General features: G+C 70.2%; 18 protein-coding genes. 1 reads left to right on the forward strand and 17 read right to left on the reverse strand.

The window, feature by feature from the left end; all coding sequences use genetic code 11:
* Positions 1-28: 28 nt before the first annotated feature.
* The 15 genes from AOK01_RS13195 to AOK01_RS13265 all read right to left on the reverse strand — a co-directional run bounded on the left by AOK01_RS13195 (position 29) and on the right by AOK01_RS13265 (position 17,620).
* Positions 29-1,141 carry a right-handed parallel beta-helix repeat-containing protein gene (locus AOK01_RS13195; protein ID WP_055511179.1) on the reverse strand — a complete coding sequence of 371 codons (1,113 nt, stop codon included), beginning with the start codon at positions 1,139-1,141 and terminating at the stop codon, positions 29-31.
* Between the two features lie 115 nt (positions 1,142-1,256).
* Positions 1,257-2,510, reverse strand: coding sequence for a dienelactone hydrolase family protein (locus AOK01_RS13200; RefSeq protein ID WP_079103386.1), 1,254 nt, complete (start codon positions 2,508-2,510; stop codon positions 1,257-1,259).
* Positions 2,494-3,633 (reverse strand): pectinesterase family protein, encoded by a 1,140-nt coding sequence (locus tag AOK01_RS13205; protein WP_055511181.1) that lies wholly within the window; start codon positions 3,631-3,633, stop codon positions 2,494-2,496. Before AOK01_RS13205 ends, AOK01_RS13200 begins: the two co-directional genes overlap by 17 nt.
* A gap of 2 nt (positions 3,634-3,635) precedes the next feature.
* Positions 3,636-4,952 (reverse strand): pectate lyase family protein, encoded by a 1,317-nt coding sequence (locus AOK01_RS13210; protein ID WP_055511182.1) that lies wholly within the window; start codon positions 4,950-4,952, stop codon positions 3,636-3,638.
* 152 nt (positions 4,953-5,104) lie between these two features.
* Complete coding sequence (locus tag AOK01_RS13215) at positions 5,105-5,905, reverse strand: rhamnogalacturonan acetylesterase (protein ID WP_055511183.1); 801 nt, start codon at positions 5,903-5,905, stop codon at positions 5,105-5,107.
* A gap of 179 nt (positions 5,906-6,084) precedes the next feature.
* Positions 6,085-7,449: an ABC transporter substrate-binding protein gene (locus tag AOK01_RS13220; protein ID WP_055511211.1), complete on the reverse strand. Its 1,365-nt coding sequence runs from the start codon at positions 7,447-7,449 to the stop codon at positions 6,085-6,087.
* Between the two features lie 8 nt (positions 7,450-7,457).
* Positions 7,458-9,107 (reverse strand): glycoside hydrolase family 43 protein, encoded by a 1,650-nt coding sequence (locus tag AOK01_RS13225; protein ID WP_055511184.1) that lies wholly within the window; start codon positions 9,105-9,107, stop codon positions 7,458-7,460.
* Positions 9,104-9,946, reverse strand: a complete 843-nt coding sequence (locus tag AOK01_RS13230) for a DUF6807 domain-containing protein (protein WP_055511185.1) — start codon at positions 9,944-9,946, stop codon at positions 9,104-9,106. The genes AOK01_RS13225 and AOK01_RS13230 overlap by 4 nt, the downstream gene beginning before the upstream one ends.
* Complete coding sequence (locus AOK01_RS13235; RefSeq protein ID WP_245702226.1) at positions 9,946-11,148, reverse strand: Gfo/Idh/MocA family protein; 1,203 nt, start codon at positions 11,146-11,148, stop codon at positions 9,946-9,948. The genes AOK01_RS13230 and AOK01_RS13235 overlap by 1 nt, the downstream gene beginning before the upstream one ends.
* Before the next feature lie 86 nt (positions 11,149-11,234).
* Positions 11,235-12,137 (reverse strand): carbohydrate ABC transporter permease, encoded by a 903-nt coding sequence (locus AOK01_RS13240; protein WP_055511186.1) that lies wholly within the window; start codon positions 12,135-12,137, stop codon positions 11,235-11,237.
* The gene (locus AOK01_RS13245; RefSeq protein ID WP_055511187.1) at positions 12,134-13,069 is read right to left on the reverse strand and encodes a carbohydrate ABC transporter permease; all 936 of its coding nucleotides are present in this window, start codon (positions 13,067-13,069) and stop codon (positions 12,134-12,136) included. The genes AOK01_RS13240 and AOK01_RS13245 overlap by 4 nt, the downstream gene beginning before the upstream one ends.
* Positions 13,070-13,277: 208 nt before the next feature.
* A complete protein-coding gene (araD, locus tag AOK01_RS13250) occupies positions 13,278-15,050 on the reverse strand; it encodes an L-arabinonate dehydratase (RefSeq protein WP_055511213.1) in 1,773 nt (590 codons plus the stop codon).
* A 59-nt stretch (positions 15,051-15,109) separates the two neighbouring features.
* Positions 15,110-16,051 carry a dihydrodipicolinate synthase family protein gene (locus AOK01_RS13255; RefSeq protein ID WP_425424733.1) on the reverse strand — a complete coding sequence of 314 codons (942 nt, stop codon included), beginning with the start codon at positions 16,049-16,051 and terminating at the stop codon, positions 15,110-15,112.
* On the reverse strand, positions 16,048-16,704 hold the full coding sequence (locus AOK01_RS13260) for a GntR family transcriptional regulator (protein WP_055511188.1): 657 nt from the start codon (positions 16,702-16,704) through the stop codon (positions 16,048-16,050). Before AOK01_RS13260 ends, AOK01_RS13255 begins: the two co-directional genes overlap by 4 nt.
* Before the next feature lie 307 nt (positions 16,705-17,011).
* Positions 17,012-17,620 carry a TIGR03086 family metal-binding protein gene (locus AOK01_RS13265; RefSeq protein ID WP_055511189.1) on the reverse strand — a complete coding sequence of 203 codons (609 nt, stop codon included), beginning with the start codon at positions 17,618-17,620 and terminating at the stop codon, positions 17,012-17,014.
* 172 nt (positions 17,621-17,792) lie between these two features.
* On the opposite strand from AOK01_RS13265, the gene AOK01_RS13270 reads away from it, so the two are divergent.
* Complete coding sequence (locus AOK01_RS13270; RefSeq protein ID WP_055511190.1) at positions 17,793-18,773, forward strand: NAD(P)-dependent alcohol dehydrogenase; 981 nt, start codon at positions 17,793-17,795, stop codon at positions 18,771-18,773.
* Here the strand turns inward: AOK01_RS13270 and AOK01_RS13275 are convergent.
* Both AOK01_RS13275 and AOK01_RS13280 read right to left on the reverse strand, forming a co-directional pair.
* The gene (locus AOK01_RS13275) at positions 18,763-19,563 is read right to left on the reverse strand and encodes an enoyl-CoA hydratase/isomerase family protein (protein ID WP_055511191.1); all 801 of its coding nucleotides are present in this window, start codon (positions 19,561-19,563) and stop codon (positions 18,763-18,765) included. The genes AOK01_RS13270 and AOK01_RS13275 overlap by 11 nt on opposite strands.
* On the reverse strand, positions 19,563-20,819 hold the full coding sequence (locus AOK01_RS13280) for a CaiB/BaiF CoA transferase family protein (protein ID WP_055511192.1): 1,257 nt from the start codon (positions 20,817-20,819) through the stop codon (positions 19,563-19,565). The genes AOK01_RS13275 and AOK01_RS13280 overlap by 1 nt, the downstream gene beginning before the upstream one ends.
* Positions 20,820-20,821 lie beyond the last annotated feature (2 nt).

Consider the following 20,821-nt stretch of genomic DNA (forward strand, 5'->3'; position numbering starts at 1 on the left):
CAGGGGGCGTTCGCGTTCGCGTCCCCGGTCAGTCCATCGTCGCGCCGATCGTGGTGCTTCCCGTGGTCAGGAACGTGGTCACGGGCAGTGAGCCGTTCGACTGGCGGGCGTTGTACGTCGTCGTGGCGCTCGTGGAGAGGAACGCGGGCGTCGAGATTCCGGAGTCCCAGTTGTTGCCGGCCGAGACGACCGAACTGCCCTTGCTGACCGTTCCTGAGCCGTTGCTCACGGCCAGGTTCTTGCCGAGCCTGGCCGCGCCGGTCGCGAAGTAGTAGCCCCACTTGGCGTTGGCGTAGGCGGTGGTGCGGTTGATGACGATGGCGCCCTTGTTGCTGTTCTCGGTGAAGCCGTTGCCCGCGTTGTCCCAGGCCGCCGAGTTGTTGATGACGTGGGCCACCACCTCGCCGTCGCCGCCGAGTTTGTAGCCGTTGCCGTCGCCCGCGAACGCCGAGTCGGACCAGCGGTTCTTGCCGTTGCCCATCGCCCAGGTGTGCTCGATGGTGACCGGGGACGAGAACGACCAGAAGTCGAGCCCGTCATCGGAGTTGTTGTAGAGGCGGGCCCCGGTGACCAGGTTGCCGCTGCCGGAGCCGAACTTGATGGCGACGCCGTCCGCGTTCTCCCCGTGGGTGGCGGCGTCGTAGTTGCCGTAGGAGTCGATGTTCCGGACGGTGTTGTTGGTGGTGCTGTCACCGGTGAGCGTGAAACCGGAGTCGCCGCCGTTGATCGTCTTGATGTTCTCCCAGACCGTCGAGGCGCACGACTGGCAGACGACCGCGCTGTCCGGCGAGTTCTGGAAGGTGATGCCCGAGACAGTCCAGTAGTCGGCGGTGAGCTTGAAGATCCAGTCGCCGTCGGGGAGGTTCGAGCCGTCGATCTTCACCGTCTCGGAACCGTAGGGCTGGAGGTGTACGCGGCTGGACGACGTGCCGTTGGCGGTCGACTGGAGGGTCGCCGTCGGGTAGTAGGTGCCGGCGCGCACCTGGATGACCGTGCCGGCGGCGGCGTTCTTGATGGCGTCGGACAGGTCGGTGGTGTTGCTGACGACCACGGTGGCGGCCTGTGCCTGGGTGGGGATCACGGCGAGTCCGGCGCCGAGAGCGAGAACTGCGCCCAAGGACAGAGCGGTGCGACGGGACATGGGTGCGGGCCCTTTCGTCGAACGGTGCGGAGATTGGTGTGGGTGGTGACGTGGTGCGGGTGGTGACGTGGGGAGCGGGGACGTGGGGGAGGGCACGGCGTGGGGAGAGCGGCGGTTACAGGACCGAGTCGAGCCAGGCGAAGACCTCGTCCTGCTGGGGCGCGGTGAACACGTGGCCCAGTTCGGGCCAGACCTTGGTGCGCAGGTGGTCCCCGGCGTGCTGTGAGCGCCAGACGGCGCGCAGCTTGTCGTACGCGACCCGCACCCCCTCCGCGGGGAACAGCGAGTCCTGGGCGCCGTGGAAGAACAGCATCGGCCTGGGTGCGGCGATGCTCGCCACGTCGGGGAAGTCGAGGTGCCGGGCGAGCCCCGGGTGGAGCATGCAGTAGGAGGACTGGCCGCGCAGGATGTTGTTGCCGGGCACCATGACCTCCTTCAGCCCGGCCATCCAGCACACACTCGCCGCGGCCGCGATGTCGTCGCTGAGGGCGGCCGTCTGCCAGGCGCGGAAGGCACCCAGGGAGAATCCGACGGCCGCGACCCGGCGCCGGTCCACGCGGTCGAGGCCGGCCAGGAAGCGTGCGGCGCGCACGTCCTCGCGGGCCATGAGTCCGGCGAGCGACGAACCCAGGTTGAGGAAGTTGCTTGCCAGGGCCTGCTGTTGCTCGTAGGTGACCGGCCCGCGGTCTCCCCAGCCGAGCGCGTCCAGGGCGAGGACCACGTATCCGCGCCGGGCCAGTTCGTCACCGACGAACCGTCCGCTGAAGTAGCGGTCCGCCCAGGCCTGCGCGGAGGCCAGGCGCGTGTCGTCGTCCCGGGGCCGGACCAGTTTCTCCTTCCCTATGTCGAACTTGGCGCCGTGGTCGTGGAGCAGGAGGACGGCGGGGAAGGGGCCGGTGCCGTGCGGGGTGAGCAGGGCGCCGCGAACCCGCTCGTACCGGGTGAGGGAGAGGGTCACCGACTCGCGCGTGTATCCACCGGCTTCGGGACGATCACCGGACTCCCGGTCGTACGAGGGGTCGTACGGGGTGTTGTCCCGCTCGACGAACAGGTGCTCCTCGACCTTCGAACGCGCCGTCCGCCGCCACATGCGGAAGTCCCGGACCGGGGAGGTGCCCCAGGCGAGCGGGAAGCGCAACTCCTCCTTGAGGAGCGGGTGGAAGTCGGGGAGGTTGCCCTCCACGATGCCCGTGGTCTGCGCCGCGGGCGCGGCGGCATGGGCCGTGGACGCTCCGGCTCCCACCGCGCCGAACAGCGCCGCCACCGTCGCCCCCGCGCCCACGCTCGCACCCGCCACGAACCTCCTTCGGTCCAGGAGGCCTGGGGGATTCGGAGGTCCCGGGGGCGACGGCTCAGATCCGCCGCTCATACGGCCTCCAGTCCCCGAGATACGCCTTGCGGGTGTGCGCCGCGGCCTCGGCGCGGGTCAGTTGGGGCCGGTTCGCGGGGTCGGTGATCTCGGCGCCCGGGCCGCTGTTGCGGTACTCGGCGAAGCGCTGGCTCTGCCACGGATAGGTGTCCGACATGTTGGTGTACGGCTCCACCGCGTCGATCCCGGCACCGAGGCGGGTCTCGCGCACGGTCAGCATGGGCCGCGCGGTGGTGTCGGAACTCGGCACCCAGGGCCGGGCCACCTTGTAGAAGGCGTCCGGGGCCTCGCTCGTCACCCGGCTGTCCGTGACCAGGTATCCGCGCGGATTGGCGACCGCGGTCGAGGGGGCGAAGACGAAGCCGTACGGGGCCGCGGTGCGGTCCGTGCGGTTCAGGGTGCGGAAGTGGCAGTGCTCGAACACGGCGGTGGCCCGTCCGAACACGAAGTCCACGTCCCCCTCGGCGTAGCAGTGCGCGAAGTACTGCCGGGCGAAGACGCCGAGCGCCATGGAGTCGGCGTACAGCGTGTCCTGGTGGCCGAGGAACCGGCAGTGAAGGAACGCCGACCGGTCGCCCTGCACCTTGAGGGCGACGGCCTGGGTGCCGGTGATCTCGGGGTGGTCGGCGCGCAGCCAGTCGTTGGAGAAGGTGAGGTCGCGGGCGGTGAACCCGTCGGCCTGCACGGTCGTGGTGGCCGAGCCGGTCGTGCCGTAGGTGCCGCCACCGGGTTTCGGGGTGCCGTTGGCGTTGTCGTACACGATCACGACGTCACGCGCGTCCTCGGAGGCGCCGAGCCAGGTCATCTCCGTGAGGGCGGGGCCGACGGCGACCGTCTCGCGGTAGGTGCCGGCGGCGATGACCAGCGTGTACCCGCTGTATCCGCCCTCGTTCACGGCGTTCACGGCGGCCTGGATCGTGGTGTGGTCGCCGAGGCCGCCGGGGTGGACGTACAGGGTCCGCCCGTCGAGCCGGGCGGCCGGCGAACCGTACCGTCCGAAGGGGGAGCGCCCGCGCGCGTGGGCGGTGCCGCCTGCCCCGAGTGCGAGCGCGGCCCCGATGCTCGCGACCACGAAGGACCGCCTGCTGGTCGTTGTCGGAAGGGTCGTTGTCGGAAGGGTCATGGTCAGCGGACCTTTCCGGCGCCCGCGCGGCCGTCGACGATGCCCGGCACGGCACGCGGGGGGTCGACCTTCGTCCGCAGGGTGGGCGTCCACCCCGCGCCCGACTGGAGGGTCTCCGCGGGGATCTCCGCGTTGTGGACGGCGATGAGGTCGGTCCGCCTGCCGTTGACGTAGTTGTTCTCCGCGGTGAGCGGTGCCTCGCTCCACTTCTTCAGGGTCTTGGCGGCGCTGACACCGGCCGGCAGCGAGAACGCGTTGTCCGACGCGTACAGCTGCGAGGAGGCGCCGACGCCGAACGTGTAGCCGTACGGCTGTCCCTCGGTCACCACGAAGTGGTTGTTGTACGCGTCGACCTGCCCGAAGCGGACCCGCGGCGCCCGCTCGACGATGCCCTCGAACCTGTTGTGGTGGAGCGTGACCTTGAGCTTGCCGGTGTCGGTCGCTCCGGCGCTGTCGCTGTTGCCGATCAACATGGTCTTGTCGTGGTCCTCGACCGAGTTCCAGGACACCGTCACGTGGTTGGCGCCGCGCACGATGTCGAGCAGGCCGTCGTGCTGCTGGTAGGTCCGGCCGAAGTACGTGGGCAGGGTGCTGTCCGGGTAGCGGCCGTCGGTCAGGGTGTTGTGGTCGACCCACACATGGGTGGAGCCGTACACCACGACCGCGTCGTACTCGGAGTTCCAGGCGCCGGTGTCCGTGTCGGTCGGGTCCCACTGCGGGAAGCAGTCCAGCGGGGCCTCGATGGTGAGGTTGCGCAGGATGACGTTGTCGACGCCCTTGATCTGCAGGCTGCCGCCTCTGATCCCGGCGCCCTTGCCGACGCCGACGATGGTGGTGTTGGCGGGGACCTCCACCTTGATGGCCTTGTCCTGACTGGCGGCGGAGACGGCACGCAGCCCCTCGGGACTGTCGGCGGGCTCACCGGACAGGTCCGTGTCCAGGCCCCAGTTCTCCGGCGAGTACTTCTCCAGGTAGGCGTCGAAGTCGTACCCCGGCGCCGCGAAGGACGCACACCCCTCGGCGACCGGATCGATGACGCCCTTGACCTTGATGATCTTCGGCGCGTCGCCGCCGGCCTGCAACGCGGCCTTGAACTCGGCCCAGGTGGCGACGGTGCGGACCTGCCCGGCGGTGGCGGCGGCACCACCCGTGGTACCGGCCCCCTCCGACCCCCACCCGTCACCGACGGCAAGGGTCTCCCGCCCGAGATCACGGACATGGGGCTGAGCCTGGGCAACGGCCCCGGTGAGGCCAAGAACGAGAACGGTGCAACCAACGACGGATGTCCTGACATGGGCATGCCATATACGAGTACGCATAGGTGCGATTCCTTCCAAGCGGTGAGCAGGTCAACTGCTGCTTTTGGGGGCGCGGGGAACTGCGCAATCTTTTGGCTTCTAGGGGCGCGGGGAACTGCGCGATCAGCCACAACGGACCCGCACGGACGCACGACCTTCCCGACGCGGCGGCACTACGACTCGGGCCACCTGATCCACGACTCAGGAATCACTTCGTCGAGCCGCCGAACATCCCGCGGCCCGACCACCCGACGCCGCAACAACTCCCCCGCCACCATCCGGGCCACCGCGATGGCCCCCGGCGGATTGAAATGCGTGTTGTCCTGCTCGGCATCGGTCCAGTTGAAGTACTTCTTCGTCTCCTCGACACCGAGTTCCTGCCACAACGCGATCGACAGGGCCTGGATGTCGAGCAACGCCACCCCCTCCTCCTCGGCGAGAGCCCGCACCGCGGGCGGATAGTCGCCGTGGGTCCCCACGGCATTCCCGTCGGCGTCGAACTTCCGCCGCTCCACCGACGTGGCGAGCACGGGCCGCGCCCCGCGCGCCCGCGCCCCGTCGACGTACTGACGGAGACAGTCCTGGTACGTCGTCCACGGCTCGGTGTACCGCGTGGGATCGGCGATCTTGGAGTCGTTGTGCCCGAACTGGACGAGCAGCAGGTCGCCGGGCCGGAGAGCGGCGAGAACGACGTCGAGACGCCCCTCGTCGATGAAGCTCTTCGAACTGCGCCCGTTCACGGCATGGTTGGACACGGCCGGCCGGTCGTGCAGGAAGAACGGGAGCGCCATGCCCCAGCCGGTCTCGGGCGCGGCGTCGGCGTACTTCTGGGCGGCGGTGGAATCACCGGCGATGTAGAGCGTGCGTTCACGGGGCCGCCCCTGCGAGGCGGCGACGGCGGGCCCCGTCGCCGCGACGGCGAGGGGAACGGCGGCGAGCGCCACGGTGGTGACCTGTCTGCGGGTGAGGGTCACGTCGGTGTGCCTTTCAGGCGAAGGGCTCGGTCCGGGTCCTTTTCAGGGGCGCGGGGAACGGCGCAATCTTTCAGGGGCGCGGGGCTGTGACATGTGCGGCTACGCCGCGGGGCGCGACCAGCCACAACGGACCAGCCGTACGGCGGCTCGTACCAGCCGTACGACGGCTCGGCTCCGTACTAGCCCTTCTGCTCGTTCCACTCCGCCTGCGCCTCGTTGAGCTGGTCGGCCAGGGTGTCCAGGAAGTCCTTCGCGCTCAGCGAGCCGTTCAGGACCTTCTGGAAGGCCGGCTCGTTGTCCGTCTTCGAGATGGTGTTCCAGTCCGGCAGGTAGTACGGCAGCTGGACGATCGTGGTGGAACCGTCGGTCAGCGCCTCGGCGGCGAGCTTGGTCGGCTCGGCCTCGGAGACCCACGCGTCCTTCCCTGCGTCGTTGTTCGACGGCACCTGGCCGGCCGACTCGTTGAACTTGGAGTTCTGCGCCTTCCCGGTGACGAACTCGATGAACTTCCAGGCGGCGGCCTTGTTCTTGGAGCTCTTGAAGATCCCCAGTCCGTCGACGGGGTTGGAGACCTGGACCCGCTTGCCGCCGGTGCCGGCCGGCTGCGGAATGCCGCGGAACCTGTCGGCGCCGAACGCCTTCACGTGGTCCTGGTAGGAGCCCAGGTTGTGGTTGAGCATCCCGATCGTGCCGGAGTCCCACTGGGCGACCATCTTGGTGAAGTCGTTGTTGAGGTCGGCGGCCGGGGTGACCTTCTTGAAGAGGCCCGCGTACTTCTCCAGCGCCGCCACGTTCTTCGGGTCATTGACCGTGGTCTTCTCGTTGCCGGCGTCCCAGAAGGACGTGATGCCGGACTGCCCGTACATCGCGTCCAGCGCCTGCGCGATGGAGCCGGCGCCACCGCGGATGGTGTAACCGAAGGCGTTCTTGTCCTTGTCGGTGAGCTTGTCGGCGGCCTCGTAGAACGTGTCCCAGGTGGTCGGCGCGTCCAGGCCCGCCTTCTTGAACAGGTCGGTGCGGTAGTAGAGGACGCCGTTGTTGGCGGAGGTCGGGACCGAGTACAGCGTGCCGTCACCGCCGCCGGCCGCCTTCAGCGACTTGACCATGTCCTCGTTGAGCTTGCCGTTCAGGGAGGACTTGGCGAGGCGCTCGTCCAGCGGCTCCAGCGCGTTCTGCGCGGCGAAGCCCGCGAGCATCGCCGCGCCGACACCGCCGACGTCCGGCAGCCCTTCGGCCTGGATGGAGGTGTCGACCTTGGACTGGTACTCGGTGGCGGCGATCGGGACGTACTTGACGTCGATGTCCGGGTTCGCCTTCTCGAAGTCGGCGACGATCTCCTTCCACACGTCGGTGCGCACACCGCCGTTGTTGTCCCAGAAGGTGATCTCGCCCTTGCCGCTGCCGTCCGCGCCCTTGTCACCCGTCGCACCGCTGCCGTCGTCACCGCAGGCGGTGGCGGTCAGCGCGAGTACGGCGCCCACGGCGACGGCGGCGACGGAGTGGCGCGCTCCTCTGCTGCTGCTCCTGCGCATGCTGCTCTTCATGATCGGCTTCATGATCGGCTCTCTTCTCCTGGATCGAACGAGGGTTGTGTCGCAGTCGAGTCGTGCGGCTGTGCGGTGATGCGGAACCGCGTGAACGTGGCCGCCCCGGCGTGTCCCGCGCCGGCGGGTGCGACCCCGAACAGGCCGAGCAGGGCGCCGACCCAGCGCCAGGGAGTGGCCGCGAAGACCTGCCCCGAGGGCTCCCAGCCGGCCCCCAGGTCGTAGGAGAAGCGGCAGCGCGCCCCCGCGCCGGCCTCGATCCGCAGCCGGACCCGTCCCTCGGGTGCCGTCCGCGGATGTGCGGCGTCCCGTTCCCGCTCGGCGACGGACTCACCGAACCGGTGCACGAGGTGGACCGTCCCGTCGGCCCCCCGTTCGAGCCCGATCCAGCTGAACGCGTCGCCCAGCACGGTGAGTCCGGCCCGTGCGCCCGGCTCCTGGGCGTCGAGCCGCAGCTCGGCCTCGACGACGCAGGGGGTCCCGGGCAGCCGCTGGGTGAGCACGCTCGGCAGCTTGCGCAGATCGTGCGCGTCCGCCGACCGCAGGCAGGTCAGCCGCAGTCCGTCGCCGGAGTGCTGGGTGGCCCAGCCCTCCTGCGGGTTGGCGGTCCACTGCCACTGCCGCCCGAACCGCCCGCCGGGGAAGTCGTCGTCGGTGGCGGGCGCGGAGAGCGGCTGCCGCGGCAGACCGGGCTTGCGGTGTACGGCGACGGGGGTGCCCTCGTCGCCGATGACCGGCCAGCCGTCCTTGCCCCAGCGCATCGGCTGGAGGTGGACCACCCTCCCGTACGCGCCCTTCTGCTGGAAGTGCGCGAACCAGTGCTCGCCGGACGGGGTGGTCACCCAGCCGCCCTGGTGGGGGCCGTTGACGTCGGTGTCGCCCTGCTCCAGGACGACCCTCTCCTCGTACGGTCCGAAGAACCCGCGCGAGCGGAAGGCGCCCTGCCAGCCGGTCTCCACGCTGCCCGCGGGGGCGAAGATCCAGAACCAGCCGTCGTGCCGGTACAGCTTCGGCCCCTCCAGCGTGAACCAGCCGGGGATGCGGTCGCCGTCGACGATCAGCTCGCCTTCGTCGAGCAGGCCGGTGGCGTCGGGCCGCATCCGGTGGCCGGTGAGCCGGTTCTTGATGCCGGCGCGGGACTTGGACCAGCCGTGCACGAGATACGCCTCGCCGCTCTCCTCGTCCCACAGGGGGCAGGCGTCGATGAGCCCCTTGCCCTCCTTGACGAGGTGCGGGCGGGTCCAAGGGCCGCGTATTTCGGGCGCGTTGACCTGGTAGATGCCGTGGTCGGGGTCGCCCCAGAAGATCCAGAACCGGTCGTCGTGATGCCGCAGCGCGGGTGCCCAGACACCGCAGTCGTGCCGCGGTGTCGCGAACTCTTCCGCGGGTTCGAGGCGTTCGAGCGCGTGGCCGACGAGGGTCCAGTTGACCAGGTCGCGGGAGTGCAGCAGCGGCAGGCCCGGAGCCCGGCCGAAGCTGGAGGCGGTCAGGTAGTAGTCGTCGCCGACGCGCAGCAGGTCGGGGTCGGACCAGTCGGCGTCGAGGACCGGGTTGCGGTACGTGCCGTCGCCGAGGTCGGAGGTGAAGCCGGGTGCGGATGCGGATGCGGATGCGGGTGCGGATGCGGGTGCGGGGGCGGAGGCGCCCTGGCCGTTCATGCGCTCACCGCCTTGCGGACGAGCGCCGCCGCCTCGCCCCGGTCGAGGCTGCCGTCGGCCACCACGGTGACGACCCGGCGTACGACGGTCTCCCCGGCCGGGACCGGCAGCCGCTCCTCGTGGGCGAGCGACGAGCCGACGCCCGGATACTCGGTGGTGCGGACGAACCAGGGGTCGCGGCGCGTCCGGTCCGTGGCTCCGGCGAACACCAGCGTCCAGGTGGCGCCCGCGAGCGCCACCCAGCGGGCGCGCGCGCCGTGCACCGCGTCCTCGCCCTCGGTGTCCGCCGTGAACACGACGGGCGGCTCGGCCTCCTTGCGGGCCCGCCAGAAGAAGCCGCCGTAGGCCGCGCGGGGCCGGCCGTTGGTCGCCGGGCTGCCGATCGACAGGGGCCCGGAGGTGGTGTTGGTGAGCGAGAAGGTGAAGTCCAACGCCCAGGCGGTGTCGGTGAGTTCGGTCGCGGCGACGGTACGCCGTTCCCGCAGCAGCTCGGCCCCCGCGGCGATCCAGCGCAACTCCTCCACGAAGCCGTCCGGGTCGCGCAGCTGGAACGCGGCGTGCCGCTGGGTGCCGTGGTTGTCCAGCTCGGTCGGCCCCCGGTCGCGTACGTAGGTGCGGCCGCCCCAGAAGTTGTGGCCCTCGACGTCGGGAACGGCGACACCGACGCCGAGGTGATGGAGGTGGTCGGCGGGGCTGAGCTCGGTGACTGCCGTGCCGGCCAGGGTGGTGACGGGGTGGAGGTACGGACGCGGTGACAGCCTCGGCGCCAGTTCGGGCCGGGTGAGGTAGCGGCCGACCGGGCGGCCCGCGACGCGCAGGACCAGCGACTCGTCGTTCATCAGCTGCTCACCTCTTTCGGGAGTGCCCACGAGACGCCCAGCTCGGAGTAGAGGGCGAGGGTGTCGGCGGCGGCGGCGACGAGCCCGTCGACTCCGCGCACGACCCGGCGGTTCTCGTCGGCTTCGAGGTACCAGGCGTCGTCGGGCAGCGCGAGGGGGTCCGGTGCCTGACGGATCGCTTCGACGACCTTCATGAAGGCACCGGTCGCGTCGGGCGCGACCAGCAGCTCGGCCCGGCCTTCGAGGTGCTCGACCAGGTTCTCCAGCAGGTCGGTCCTGCCGTACGTGAACTCCTGCGGGCCGTGTCCCGAGCGCTGTACGAGGACGCGGTCCTGCTTGTACCAGAAGGTGATCCGGCCGGTCGTGCCGTGCACGAGGACGTACGGCTCGCCGGGGTGTTCGGCGCACAGGGTCGCGGCGACGGTGATCCGCCCGCCGTCCACGGTGGTGACGCGGACGCAGGAGGTGTCGTCGGACTCGATGTCGTTGGCGCGCAGCAACTCGGTCTCGATGCCGGCGACGTCCTCGGCGCGGGTGGCGCCGTCGAGCACGAGGGCGGTGGCCACGGCGTGGGCGAGGGGGTTGGTCAGGACGCCGTCGACGACGTCGGCCCCGTGCAGCCGGCGCCGTCCGGCCCAGGGCGCGCGGCGGTAGTACGACTCGGCGCGGCTCCAGGCCCCGGCGCCGCCGACGCCGTACACCCGGCCGATGGTGCCCCGCGCGATCAGCTCGCGGATCGCGGGCACGGCGTGCGAGCCCATCGACTGGAAGCCGATCTGGCAGACCACCCCGGCCGCCGCGACCCCGTCGGCGATGCGGCGGAACTCGGCGTACGACGGAGCCGGCGGCTTCTCAAGGAGCAGGTGTACGCCCCTGGCGGCGGCCGTGAGCGCCAGGTCGGTGTGGGTCGGAATCGGCGTGCAGATCACGGCGATCGCGGCGCCGGTGGAGTCCAGCAGGGCGCCGAAGTCGGCGGACTGCTCCGGCAGGTCGGCCGCCGCACGGAAGCCGCCCAGCTCGTCCTCGGTCAGCGGGGTCAGCTCGCAGATTCCCGCGAGCCGGACCAGGCCCTTGTCCTGGAGACGGCGGAGGTTGTCCAGGTGCCAGCGGCCGTGACCGCGGGCGCCCGCGAGGACGACGGGAAGGAGGGCTTCGGGGGAGGCCGGGGCCATGGAGGAGTTCAGGTGATGAATGGGCTTCATGGGCTTCATGAAAGCGGACCCGGAAGCGGTCCCGGCCCCTGTCTCGGCCCCTGCCTCGGTCCCGGTTCCGGACCCGGTGGTGGCGCTCACCCCTTCACCGCCCCGGCGCTGAAGCCCGTGATCAGCCACTTCTGGATGAAGGCGAAGACGATCACGACGGGCACGGCCGCGATGATGCCGCCGGCGGCGAGTGCGCCCAGGTCGACGCTGTCGGCGCTCATCAGGCTGTTGAGGCCGACGGGGATCGTCTGCTTCTCCTGGTTGCTGAGGAACATCAGGGCGAACAGGAAGTGGTTCCAGGAGTGCACGAAGGCGAAGGAGCCCACCGCGATCAGTCCGGGCCGCAGCAACGGCAGTACGACGACCCGGAACCCGGTGAAGCGGTTGCAGCCGTCGACCCAGGCGGCCTCTTCGAGGGAGTACGGCACGTTCCGGATGAAGCCGCTGATCAGGATGATCGACAGCGGCAGCTGGAAGACGGTCTCGGCGATGATGACGCTGACCAGCGAGTTGATCAGCTGCAGGTTGGCGAAGATCTGGAACAGCGGCACCAGGAGCAGCGCGCCCGGCACGAACTGTGAGCAGAGCAGCGCCAGCATGAAGACGCGCTTGACCTTGAAGTCGAAGCGGGCGAGGGCGTAGCCGCCGGCCAGCGCGACGATCGTGGTCATCACGAGCGTGGCGAGACCGACGTAGACGCTGTTCTCGAAGTACGTGCCGAAGCTTCGCTCGTTCCACACCTTGTCGAAGTGCTCGAAGGTGATGGGCCACGGCACGAGCGAGGACGAGCCGGGCTCGCGCAGGGCGAAGAGCAGGATCCAGTAGAAGGGGACGAGGGTGAAGAGCAGGTAGATGCCCAGGGGCAGGTAGATCTGCCAGCGCGGGGCCTCGTCCCAGGCGCGCCTGCCCTTCCTCGGGCGCCGCGGCGGCTCGTCGGCCACCGGTGCGGGCGCGGCCGGCGCGACGGTGTCGATGTCCTTGGTGATCACTTGTCCCCGCCTCCGAACTTGCTCAGCCGCAGATAGACCATCGAGAAGAAGAGCAGGATCATGAACGCGACGGTGGTCAGGGCCGAGGCGTAGCCGAAGTTGTGCGCGTCGACGCTGGTGTTGGCGATGTAGAGCGGGAGTGTCGTCGTCTCCCCCGCCGGTCCGCCGCCGGTGAGTGTGTAGAGCAGGTCGACGTTGTTGAACTCCCACACCGCGCGCAGCAGCGTGGAGAGGATGATCGCGTCCTTGAGGTGCGGCAGCGTGATGTTGAGGAACTGCTGGAAGCGGCTGGCGCCGTCGACCTCGGCGGCCTCGTAGAGGTCCTTCGAAACGGACTGGAGGTCGGCGAGGATGAGGATCGCGAAGAAGGGGACTCCGCGCCAGAGGTCCGCGACCACCGTCGCCGGGAAGACGGTCGAGGTGTCGGAGAGCCAGCTCGTGCCGTACTCCCCGATGCCCATGTCGGCGAGGTAACGGGTGATGCCGGTCTGGGAGTTGTAGAGCAGTACCCAGATCGCGGAGGTGAGCACACCGGAGACGGCCCAGGGCGAGAAGACCATGGCGCGGCCGAGCGAGCGGCCCACGAAGGACTGGTTGACGATCAGTGCGAGCGCCAGGCCGAGCAGCAGCTGGAGTCCCACCTCGACGACGACCCACTTGGCGCTGAAGACCAGCGTGTCCCAGAACTGCGGGTCCTCGGTGAAGGCGTGCACGAAGTTGTCGAAGCCCGCGAAGCCGTTGCGCCACGGTTTGGTGGGGTTGTAGTCCTGGAGGCTGTAGTAGAAGACGCTCAGCACCGGGTAGGCGATGAAGCCCAGCATCAGCAGTCCCGCCGGGGCGATCAGCAGATACGGGAGCCTGCGGGGCGTCGCCGAGCCGCGGCGCCGTGGTGGTGGCGCGGGCTGCTTCGCCACGGCTGCGGCTTGGGCCATGACTTTCTCCGTTCTCGGGTGTGCGGGTGGAGCCGGTGGGACGGGCGCGCTGTTCTGAGGGCGAGCGATCCTGACGGCGAGCGATCTTGATAGCAAGCGCTTGCACGTACGGTGTGCGGGAGCCGGACCGCGAGGTGCGCGGCTCCGGGGCGGTACGGAAGTACGGGCGGGACAGAAGTACGGCGGTACGGAGTACGGGCGGTTCGGGTCAGCCCGCGTACGGGTCCGGCACCTTGCCGGGCCGAGCCAGGAACTCGAAGTCGCAGCCGGTGTCGGCCTGGGTGATCTGGTCGTTGTAGAGCGCGCCGTAGCCACGCTCGTAGCGCTCGGGCGGCGCGGTCCACAGCGCCCGGCGCCGCGCCAACTCCTCGTCGTCCACGTTGAGTTGGAGAGCCCGCGCTTCGACGTCGAGCGTGATGGTGTCGCCGGTGCGGACCAGGGCGAGCGGCCCGCCGACGTACGACTCCGGCGCCACGTGCAGCACGCAGGCGCCGTAACTCGTGCCGCTCATCCGGGCGTCGGAGATCCGCACCATGTCCCGTACGCCCTGCTTCAGCAGATGGTCGGGGATCGGCAGCATGCCGTACTCGGGCATGCCCGGGCCACCCTTGGGCCCGGCGTTGCGCAACACCAGCACCGTATCGGCGGTGATGCCCAACTCCGGGTCGTCGATGGTGCGTTGCATGGTCCGGTAGTCGTCGAAGACGACCGCGGGGCCGGTGTGCTTGAGCAGGTGCGGCTCGGCGGAGATGTGCTTGATGACCGCGCCGTCGGGGCAGAGGTTGCCGCGCAGGACGGCGACGCCTCCCTCGGCGGCTACGGGGTTGTCCCGGGTGCGGATGACCTCGTCGTTGTGCACCTGAGCGGGGGCGAGCTGTTCGCGCAGGCTGTCGTGGGAGACGGTCGGCCGGTCCAGGTGCAGCAGGTCGGTGATCCGCGACAGGAACCCGGGCAGTCCGCCGGCGAAGTGGAAGTCCTCCATGAGGTATGTCCGGCCGCCGGGCCGTACGTTCGCCAGGACCGGCACCGTACGGGCGATCCGGTCGAAGTCGTCGAGGGTGAGCCGGGCTCCGGCGCGTCCGGCCATGGCGATGAGATGGATCACGGCGTTGGTGGAGCCGCCGAGCCCGAGGACGGTCGTCACGGCGTCCTCGAAGGCCTCCTGGGTGAGGATGTCGGACAACTTCCGGTCCCTGGCGACGAGTTCGACGATCCGCAGTCCCGACGCGGCGGCCATCCGGTCGTGCCCGGAGTCCACGGCGGGGATGCTGGAGGCGCCGGGCACGGTGACCCCGAGCACCTCGGCGGCCGCGGTGAGCGTGGACGCCGTACCCATGGTCATGCAGTGGCCCGGCGAGCGCGCGAGGCCACTCTCCAGCTCGGTCATCTCGCAGTCACCGATGAGGCCGGCGCGCTTGTCGTCCCAGTACTTCCACATGTCGGTGCCGGAACCGAGCACCTCGCCCCGCCAGTGACCGGGCAGCATGGGCCCGGCCGGCACGAACACGGTGGGCAGGTCGACGGACGCGGCGCCCATGAGCAGCGCGGGCGTGGACTTGTCGCAGCCGCCCATGAGGACGGCCCCGTCCACGGGGTACGACCTCAGCAGCTCCTCGGTCTCCATCGCGAGCATGTTGCGGTAGAGCATCGGGGTCGGTTTCTGGAAGGTCTCGCTCAGCGTCGACACCGGGAACTCCAGCGGGAAGCCACCGGCCTGCCACACACCCCGCTTGACCGCCTGGGCACGGTCCCGCAGGTGGACGTGGCAGGGGTTGATGTCGGACCAGGTGTTGAGGATCGCGATGACCGGCTTGCCGAGGTGCTCCTCGGGGAGGTAGCCGAGCTGACGGGTGCGGGCGCGGTGGCTGAAGGAGCGCAGGCCCGACGAGACGCCGCTGCCGTACCACTGGTGACTGCGCAACGGACGGGGCGCGTCCGGGGCTTGCTGCTCCCCCGGCGCCAACGGGCTGCCGTCGGCCATCGGGTCGGTGTCGGTCGTGTCGGTCGTGTCGGTCGTGTCGGTCATCGGGTCGACGTCGGTCATATGGACCACCCCGCGGCGATGGCGGCGACCTCGGCGCGTTCGGACTCGGGAAGCTGCCTGCTCGGCGGGCGGACGTCCCGGCGGCACAGGCCCAGCGAGGCCAGCGCCTCCTTCACGACGGTCACGTTGTTGGCGGAGCCGCCCGCCGCGCGCAGTTCCTCGAAGCGGCGGATCTGCTCCCAGACCTTCATGGCGCCCGCGTAGTCGCCGGACCGAAGCGCTTCGATCATGTTCAGCGAGACGGCAGGGGCGACGTTCACGAGCCCGGAGGTGAAGCCCGTCGCGCCCGCCGAGAAGTACGAGGGCGCGTACGGCTCCGCGAGGCCGGCCACCCACACGAAGCGTTCGAGTCCGGCGTCCCGGGAGAACGCGGCGAAGCGGGACGCGTCCGGCACGGCGTACTTCACGCCGATGACGTTCGGGCAGGCGTCGGCCAGCTCGGCGAGCCGGGCGCCCGCGAGCACCGGGTTGCGGATGTAGGGGACGACGCCCAGCTCGGGGACGGACGCCGCGATCGCCCGGTGGTAGTCGACCCAGCCGCCCTCGGAGACGTACGGGTGCACGGGCTGGTGGACCATCACCATCTGTGCCCCGAGCCCACGGGCATGGCGGGCGGAGGCGACGGCGGTCGGCACGTCGTGCCCGACGCCGACCAGGATGGTGGCCCGGTCCCCCGCCTCGTCGATGGTCAACTCGGTGACCAGACGCCGCTCTTCGGGGCTGAGGGCGTAGAACTCGCCGGTGTTGCCGTTCGGCGTGAGGATGCGCACGCCGCCGTCGAGCAGCCGGCGCAGCAGTGCGCGGTGCACGCCCTGGTCGATGGAGCCGTCCGCCGCGAAGGGGGTCACGGGGATCGCCACCACGTCGGCGAGGGCGGCCCGTTGGGCCTCGAACATGGTCGTGGTGGTCATGGTGGTGGTGGTCGTGGCCGCGGTCATTCCTGCTCATCCTTTCCCTGGGCCTCGGGGAAGGCCCGTTGCACGAATGAGGCGATGTGCGCGTGCAGGGCGCGCGCCGCGCCGTCCGAGTCGCCTCCGAGGGCGAGCCGCAGGATCTCCCGGTGCTCGGCGGCCTCGCGCTCCCAGGACGGGTTGGCGGCCCAGGCGACCGCGGAGACCAGGGCGGCCTGGTCGCGGACCTCGTCGAGCATCCGGCCGAGCAGCGGGTTGCCGCAGCGGACGTACAGGGAGCGGTGGAACTCGCGGTTGGCGAGGGAGCGTTGGGCGGTGTCGGTGGCGGCGTCGGCGCGTTCGAGGGCGTCACGCGCCGTGTCGAGGGAGGAGCCGCGCCGGACGGAGCGCCGCAGCGCCTCCGGCTCAAGCAGCAGCCGTACGTCGTACACCTCGCGCGCCATGTCCGCGTCCACCATGCGCACCGTGACGCCCTTGTACTGGTTCATCACGACGAGCCCGGTGCCGGCCAGGGTCTTGAGTGCCTCGCGCACCGGGGTCTTGGACACCCCGAACTGTGCGGCGATCTCGGTCTCGACCAGGGCCTGTCCGGGAGTCAACTGCCCGGTGAGGATGCGGTGTTTGATCCCTTCCAGCACGAACTGCGTGCGGGAGGGGATCGGCGTGGGCACAGAGGTCATGCGCGCCTCTCGGTGTCGCGGAGCCCCCAGGGGATCGGGGGCTCGCGTATCTGATCTCGCGTATCGCGTCTCATATATGACGTACGAAGTACGACGCGATGAAGCTAGAAGGACCTCTGTGTTTCGTCAATGCTTCCGACAAAACAAATCGGCGCGGTGATCATCGGCGCGGTGATCAGGCGGTGATCGGGCGGTGATCGAGCCGGCCGAGCGACCGGGTGCCCCGGTGGCCGGGTGGGCAGCTCGGTCACCGGGCCACCGGGCCACCGGGTCACCGGGTCACCGGGTCACCGGGTCACCGCAGGGCTCAGCCGGCGACGGCTCCCCACCTCGGGTCCCGCCCGCTCAGTCCGATCACCCGGTCCAGCAGCGGCGCGTCCGCCGCGACGGGCACCACCGGGCCGAAGACGGCACCGCGTGCCGGGTCGTCGGCGGACGGGGCGAGCATCTGGTACGCCGCCTGGAGGGCCGCCGTGTCGGGGGCGTACTCCTGCCCCGTCGCCCGGGCCAGATCCCAGCCGTGCACGACGAGTTCGTCGGCGACGACGAGGCCCGCGACCTCACCGGGGAGCTCCACGCCACCGGCCCGGGTCGCCCCCGTCCACGCGGTCGGCGCACGCCAGGCCTCGGCCAACTCACCGAGTAGTTCGGGCAGTCGGGCACGCCATCCGGGCGTCAGCTCGGGCAGCCGGGAGGAGGGGTCCGTGTCCGTCGTGGCCCCGAGATCCTTGCGCCCGGCGTCCCGGAAGGCGGCGGACAGCCCGACCAGGTGCCCGACCAGATGGCGCACGGCGTACTCCGGACACGGTGTCGCGGCGTCCAGCTGGTCCTCTCGCACCTCCCCCGCGATGCGCGCCACGATCAGGGTCTGCGGCCCCAGGTCAAGGGTCGTCGGGGTGCTACCGCCGTCGCTCATGCTCGGCTCCTCTCGTCAGTGGGTCTTCGCCGGGTAGACCACTCTCCGTACGGAAACTCATCGCCCCCGCGCTCCGCATCGTGCTCAGGAATCTGGTCAGACGTTCGAGCCACCGGAATGCTCGGGGCAACCGGGATACCCGGTGTCGCGGCGCGCGAAGGGGAGCCACGCCATGAAGGCGATCGTTCAGGATGCCTACGGATCAGCGGACCGGCTGGAACTGCGGGACATCGACCGTCCCGTGCCGCGCGACGACGAGGTGCTGGTCGAGATCCGCGCGGCCGGTCTCGGCCCCGAGGTGTGGCACCTCATGACGGGCCGACCCCTGATGGCGCGCGTCGCCCTGGGACTCCGTAAGCCCAAGAACCCGGTACGGGGCTGGGACGGCGCCGGGCGGGTCGAGTCCGTCGGGTCGAAGGTGACCGACTTCAAGCCGGGCGACGAGGTCTTCGGCAACTGCGAGGGCTCGTTCGCCGAGTACGCGCGCGCCAAGGCCTCGAAGCTCGCCCACAAACCGGTCAACCTCACCTTCGAACAGGCCGCCGCCCTCCCCGTGTCGGCCATGACCGCGCTCCAGGCCCTGAGCGGCACGGCCCGCCCCCGCCCGGGCCAGCAGGTCCTCGTCATCGGCGCCTCCGGCGGTGTCGGCTGCTACGCCGTCCAGCTCGCCACGATGTACGGCGCCGAGGTCACCGGCGTCTGCGGGCCCGGTGGCGCGGACTTCGTACGCTCCCAGGGCGCCGCGCACGTCATCGACTACACGGCCGGGGACATCACCGGCGGCCCGCACGACAGCCCGCGCCGCTACGACGTCATCGTCGACAACGCGGGGCAGCGCCCGCTGCCGGTGCTGCGCCGCGTCCTGGCCCCGCGCGGCACCCTGGTGATCGTCGGCGGCGAGGGCGGCACCGCGTTCTTCGGCGGCCTGACCCGCGGCCTGAGAGCCGCCCTGCTCTCCCCGTTCGTCGGCCAGAACCTCCGCAACCTCGTCTCCACGGCCCGCCGCGAGGACCTCCTGGCCCTCAAGGACCTCACCGAGAACGGCAAACTCGTCCCACCTGTCGACCGGACATACCCCCTCGCGGAAACGGCCGAGGCCGTCCGCCACCTGGAGAGGGGCCACCCTCGGGGCAAACTCGTCATCACGGTCTGACGACGCGGGCCGCGCCGCGCCGGGAGGGGAAGTCCGGTGGCCGGCGTTCGGCGAACGCGGACAGGCCCTCGCGGGCGTCGGAAGAGGTGAACGCCTTCTGCCCGTAGAGCGCTTCGCTGTGGAAAGCCTGGTCCTGGGGAAGGTCTCCGAGCCTCAGAACGGCTTCCTTGATGGTGGCCAGGGCCGAGCCGCTGCGTCCGGCGAGTCGGTGGGCTCGTTCGAGCGCGGCCTCCATGAGGTCGTGGGCGGGGACCACTTCGTTGAGGAGCCCGTAGCGCAAGGCCTGTGTCGCGGAGATCCGGTCCCCTTGGAGCATGAGTTCCATGGCCCACGCGTAAGGGATCTGGCGGGTCAGGCGTGTCAGCGTGCCCCCGGCCGGCACCACGCCGACACCGCTCTCAGGCAGTGCGAACTCGGCTGATTCGGTGGCGATCCGGATGTCGGTGGACAGCATGATCTCGAAGCCGCCGCCGAGACAGAGGCCGTTGACCGCGGCGATCACGGGTTTGAACAGCCGGGTGTGCTTCTGGTGAGCGGCGTCCCAGTGAGAGATGTCGAAGCGGCCCTCGGCCAGGGCGGGGATCGACTCCGTGAGGTCCGCACCGACGCAGAACGCACGCTCTCCGCTGCCGGTGAGGACCGCGACGGCGTACGCGTCGTCGTCACGGACCTCGGCGAAGGCTTCGCCGAGTTCGTCGTACATGGCCAGGGTGAGCGCGTTGAGCTTGTCCGCGCGGTCGAACCGGATGATCGCCACATCGCCGTCGCGGTCGAGGGTGATGCCGGTCATCAGATGACTCCTTTGCGGCGAAGCTCGGTGATGCCGTCCTCGTCCAGGTCGGCGAGCGCCCGCAGGACGGCGCCGGCGTGTTCGCCCACCTTCGGCGCGAGCCCGCGCGGCTGAGTGGGCGTGCTGCCGAGTTTGATGGGCGAACCGAACATGCGCAGCTCCCCGAACTCGGGATACTCCACGTCGACCACCATGTCCCGTGCCGCGATCTGCGGGTCCTCGACGACCTCGCCGATGTCCTTGATCGCACACAGCGGGACCGCGTCTCCGACGATCTCCTCCAGTTCCGTCTTCGTCTTGTCCTTGAACCACTCGTGCAGGAGCGGCCGGACCCGCCCCTCGTAGACCTCCGGCGTGAAGCGTTTGGCCATCGTGTCGATCTCGGGGTCGTCGGCGAGCGTGGGCTCCCCGAAGAGCTGACAGGAAAGCCGCCAGAACTTGTCGGTGTAGCCGCCGAAGAACACGTAGCCGTCCTTGCACGGATAGAGCTCGTACGGCTTGACGAAGGGGTGTTCGTTGCCCAGCGGCCCGGGTACCTTGCCGTCGACCGTGTAGGAGACCACGGCGTTCTCGGTGAGGCTCAGTACCGAGTCCTGCTGCGACACGTCGACCAGCTGTCCTTCGCCGGTCTTCTCGGCGTGCCGCAGAGCGGCCAGGATGCCGATCACGGAGTACAGCGTCGCGGACAGGTCGCCGATGATGGTTCCCACGCGCACGGGGGGCCGGTCGGCGAAGCCGTTCATCGACCACAGGCCGCCGGTCGCCTGGGCGCTGTTGTCGTAGGCGGGCCGTCGCCGGTACGGGCCGGTCTGCCCGTAGCCGGAGATCGCCGCATACACCAGGCTCGGGTTCTCCTGGCGCAGCACCTCGTGGCCGACGCCGAGCTTGTCCATGGTTCCGGGCCGGAAGTTCTCCACCAGCACGTCGGCGCGGCGGACCAGCTTCTTGAGCAGGGCTGTCCCCTCCGGGGTGGCCAGGTCGAGGGTCAGCCCGAACTTGTTCCGGTTGAACTGGGCGAAGAATCCGCTGAACTCCTCGCCGGACTCGGACCGCAGCTTGGGCGGAAAGTCCCTGGCGTAGTCCGGGTCCTTCGGATTCTCGATCTTGATGACGGTGGCACCGAGGTCCGCCAGGAGCATGGAACAGAAGGGCCCCGCGACGACGCGCGTGATGTCGAGGACGACGACACCGCGCAACGCCCCCTCGGACAGTCCGCCGGGCAGCATTCCCGCGAGTACATCGTTATTGATCGTCATGT

Origin of the sequence: Streptomyces aurantiacus (assembly GCF_001418335.1) — a bacterium.
Taxonomy (GTDB): Bacteria; Actinomycetota; Actinomycetes; order Streptomycetales; family Streptomycetaceae; genus Streptomyces; species Streptomyces aurantiacus.

Coding starts and splice junctions, on each gene's coding strand:
- AOK01_RS13270 (WP_055511190.1), top strand. CDS start 17,793: ATGAAGGCGATCGTTCAGGATGCCTACGGATCAGCGGACCGGCTGGAA.
- AOK01_RS13265 (WP_055511189.1), bottom strand. CDS start 17,620: ATGAGCGACGGCGGTAGCACCCCGACGACCCTTGACCTGGGGCCGCAG.
- AOK01_RS13245 (WP_055511187.1), bottom strand. CDS start 13,069: ATGGCCCAAGCCGCAGCCGTGGCGAAGCAGCCCGCGCCACCACCACGG.
- AOK01_RS13235 (WP_245702226.1), bottom strand. CDS start 11,148: ATGAAGCCCATTCATCACCTGAACTCCTCCATGGCCCCGGCCTCCCCC.
- AOK01_RS13255 (WP_425424733.1), bottom strand. CDS start 16,051: ATGACCGCGGCCACGACCACCACCACCATGACCACCACGACCATGTTC.
- AOK01_RS13195 (WP_055511179.1), bottom strand. CDS start 1,141: ATGTCCCGTCGCACCGCTCTGTCCTTGGGCGCAGTTCTCGCTCTCGGC.
- AOK01_RS13230 (WP_055511185.1), bottom strand. CDS start 9,946: ATGAACGACGAGTCGCTGGTCCTGCGCGTCGCGGGCCGCCCGGTCGGC.
- araD (WP_055511213.1), bottom strand. CDS start 15,050: ATGGCCGACGGCAGCCCGTTGGCGCCGGGGGAGCAGCAAGCCCCGGAC.
- AOK01_RS13280 (WP_055511192.1), bottom strand. CDS start 20,819: ATGACGATCAATAACGATGTACTCGCGGGAATGCTGCCCGGCGGACTG.
- AOK01_RS13205 (WP_055511181.1), bottom strand. CDS start 3,633: ATGACCCTTCCGACAACGACCCTTCCGACAACGACCAGCAGGCGGTCC.
- AOK01_RS13275 (WP_055511191.1), bottom strand. CDS start 19,563: ATGACCGGCATCACCCTCGACCGCGACGGCGATGTGGCGATCATCCGG.
- AOK01_RS13220 (WP_055511211.1), bottom strand. CDS start 7,449: ATGAAGAGCAGCATGCGCAGGAGCAGCAGCAGAGGAGCGCGCCACTCC.
- AOK01_RS13225 (WP_055511184.1), bottom strand. CDS start 9,107: ATGAACGGCCAGGGCGCCTCCGCCCCCGCACCCGCATCCGCACCCGCA.
- AOK01_RS13260 (WP_055511188.1), bottom strand. CDS start 16,704: ATGACCTCTGTGCCCACGCCGATCCCCTCCCGCACGCAGTTCGTGCTG.
- AOK01_RS13210 (WP_055511182.1), bottom strand. CDS start 4,952: ATGCGTACTCGTATATGGCATGCCCATGTCAGGACATCCGTCGTTGGT.
- AOK01_RS13200 (WP_079103386.1), bottom strand. CDS start 2,510: ATGAGCGGCGGATCTGAGCCGTCGCCCCCGGGACCTCCGAATCCCCCA.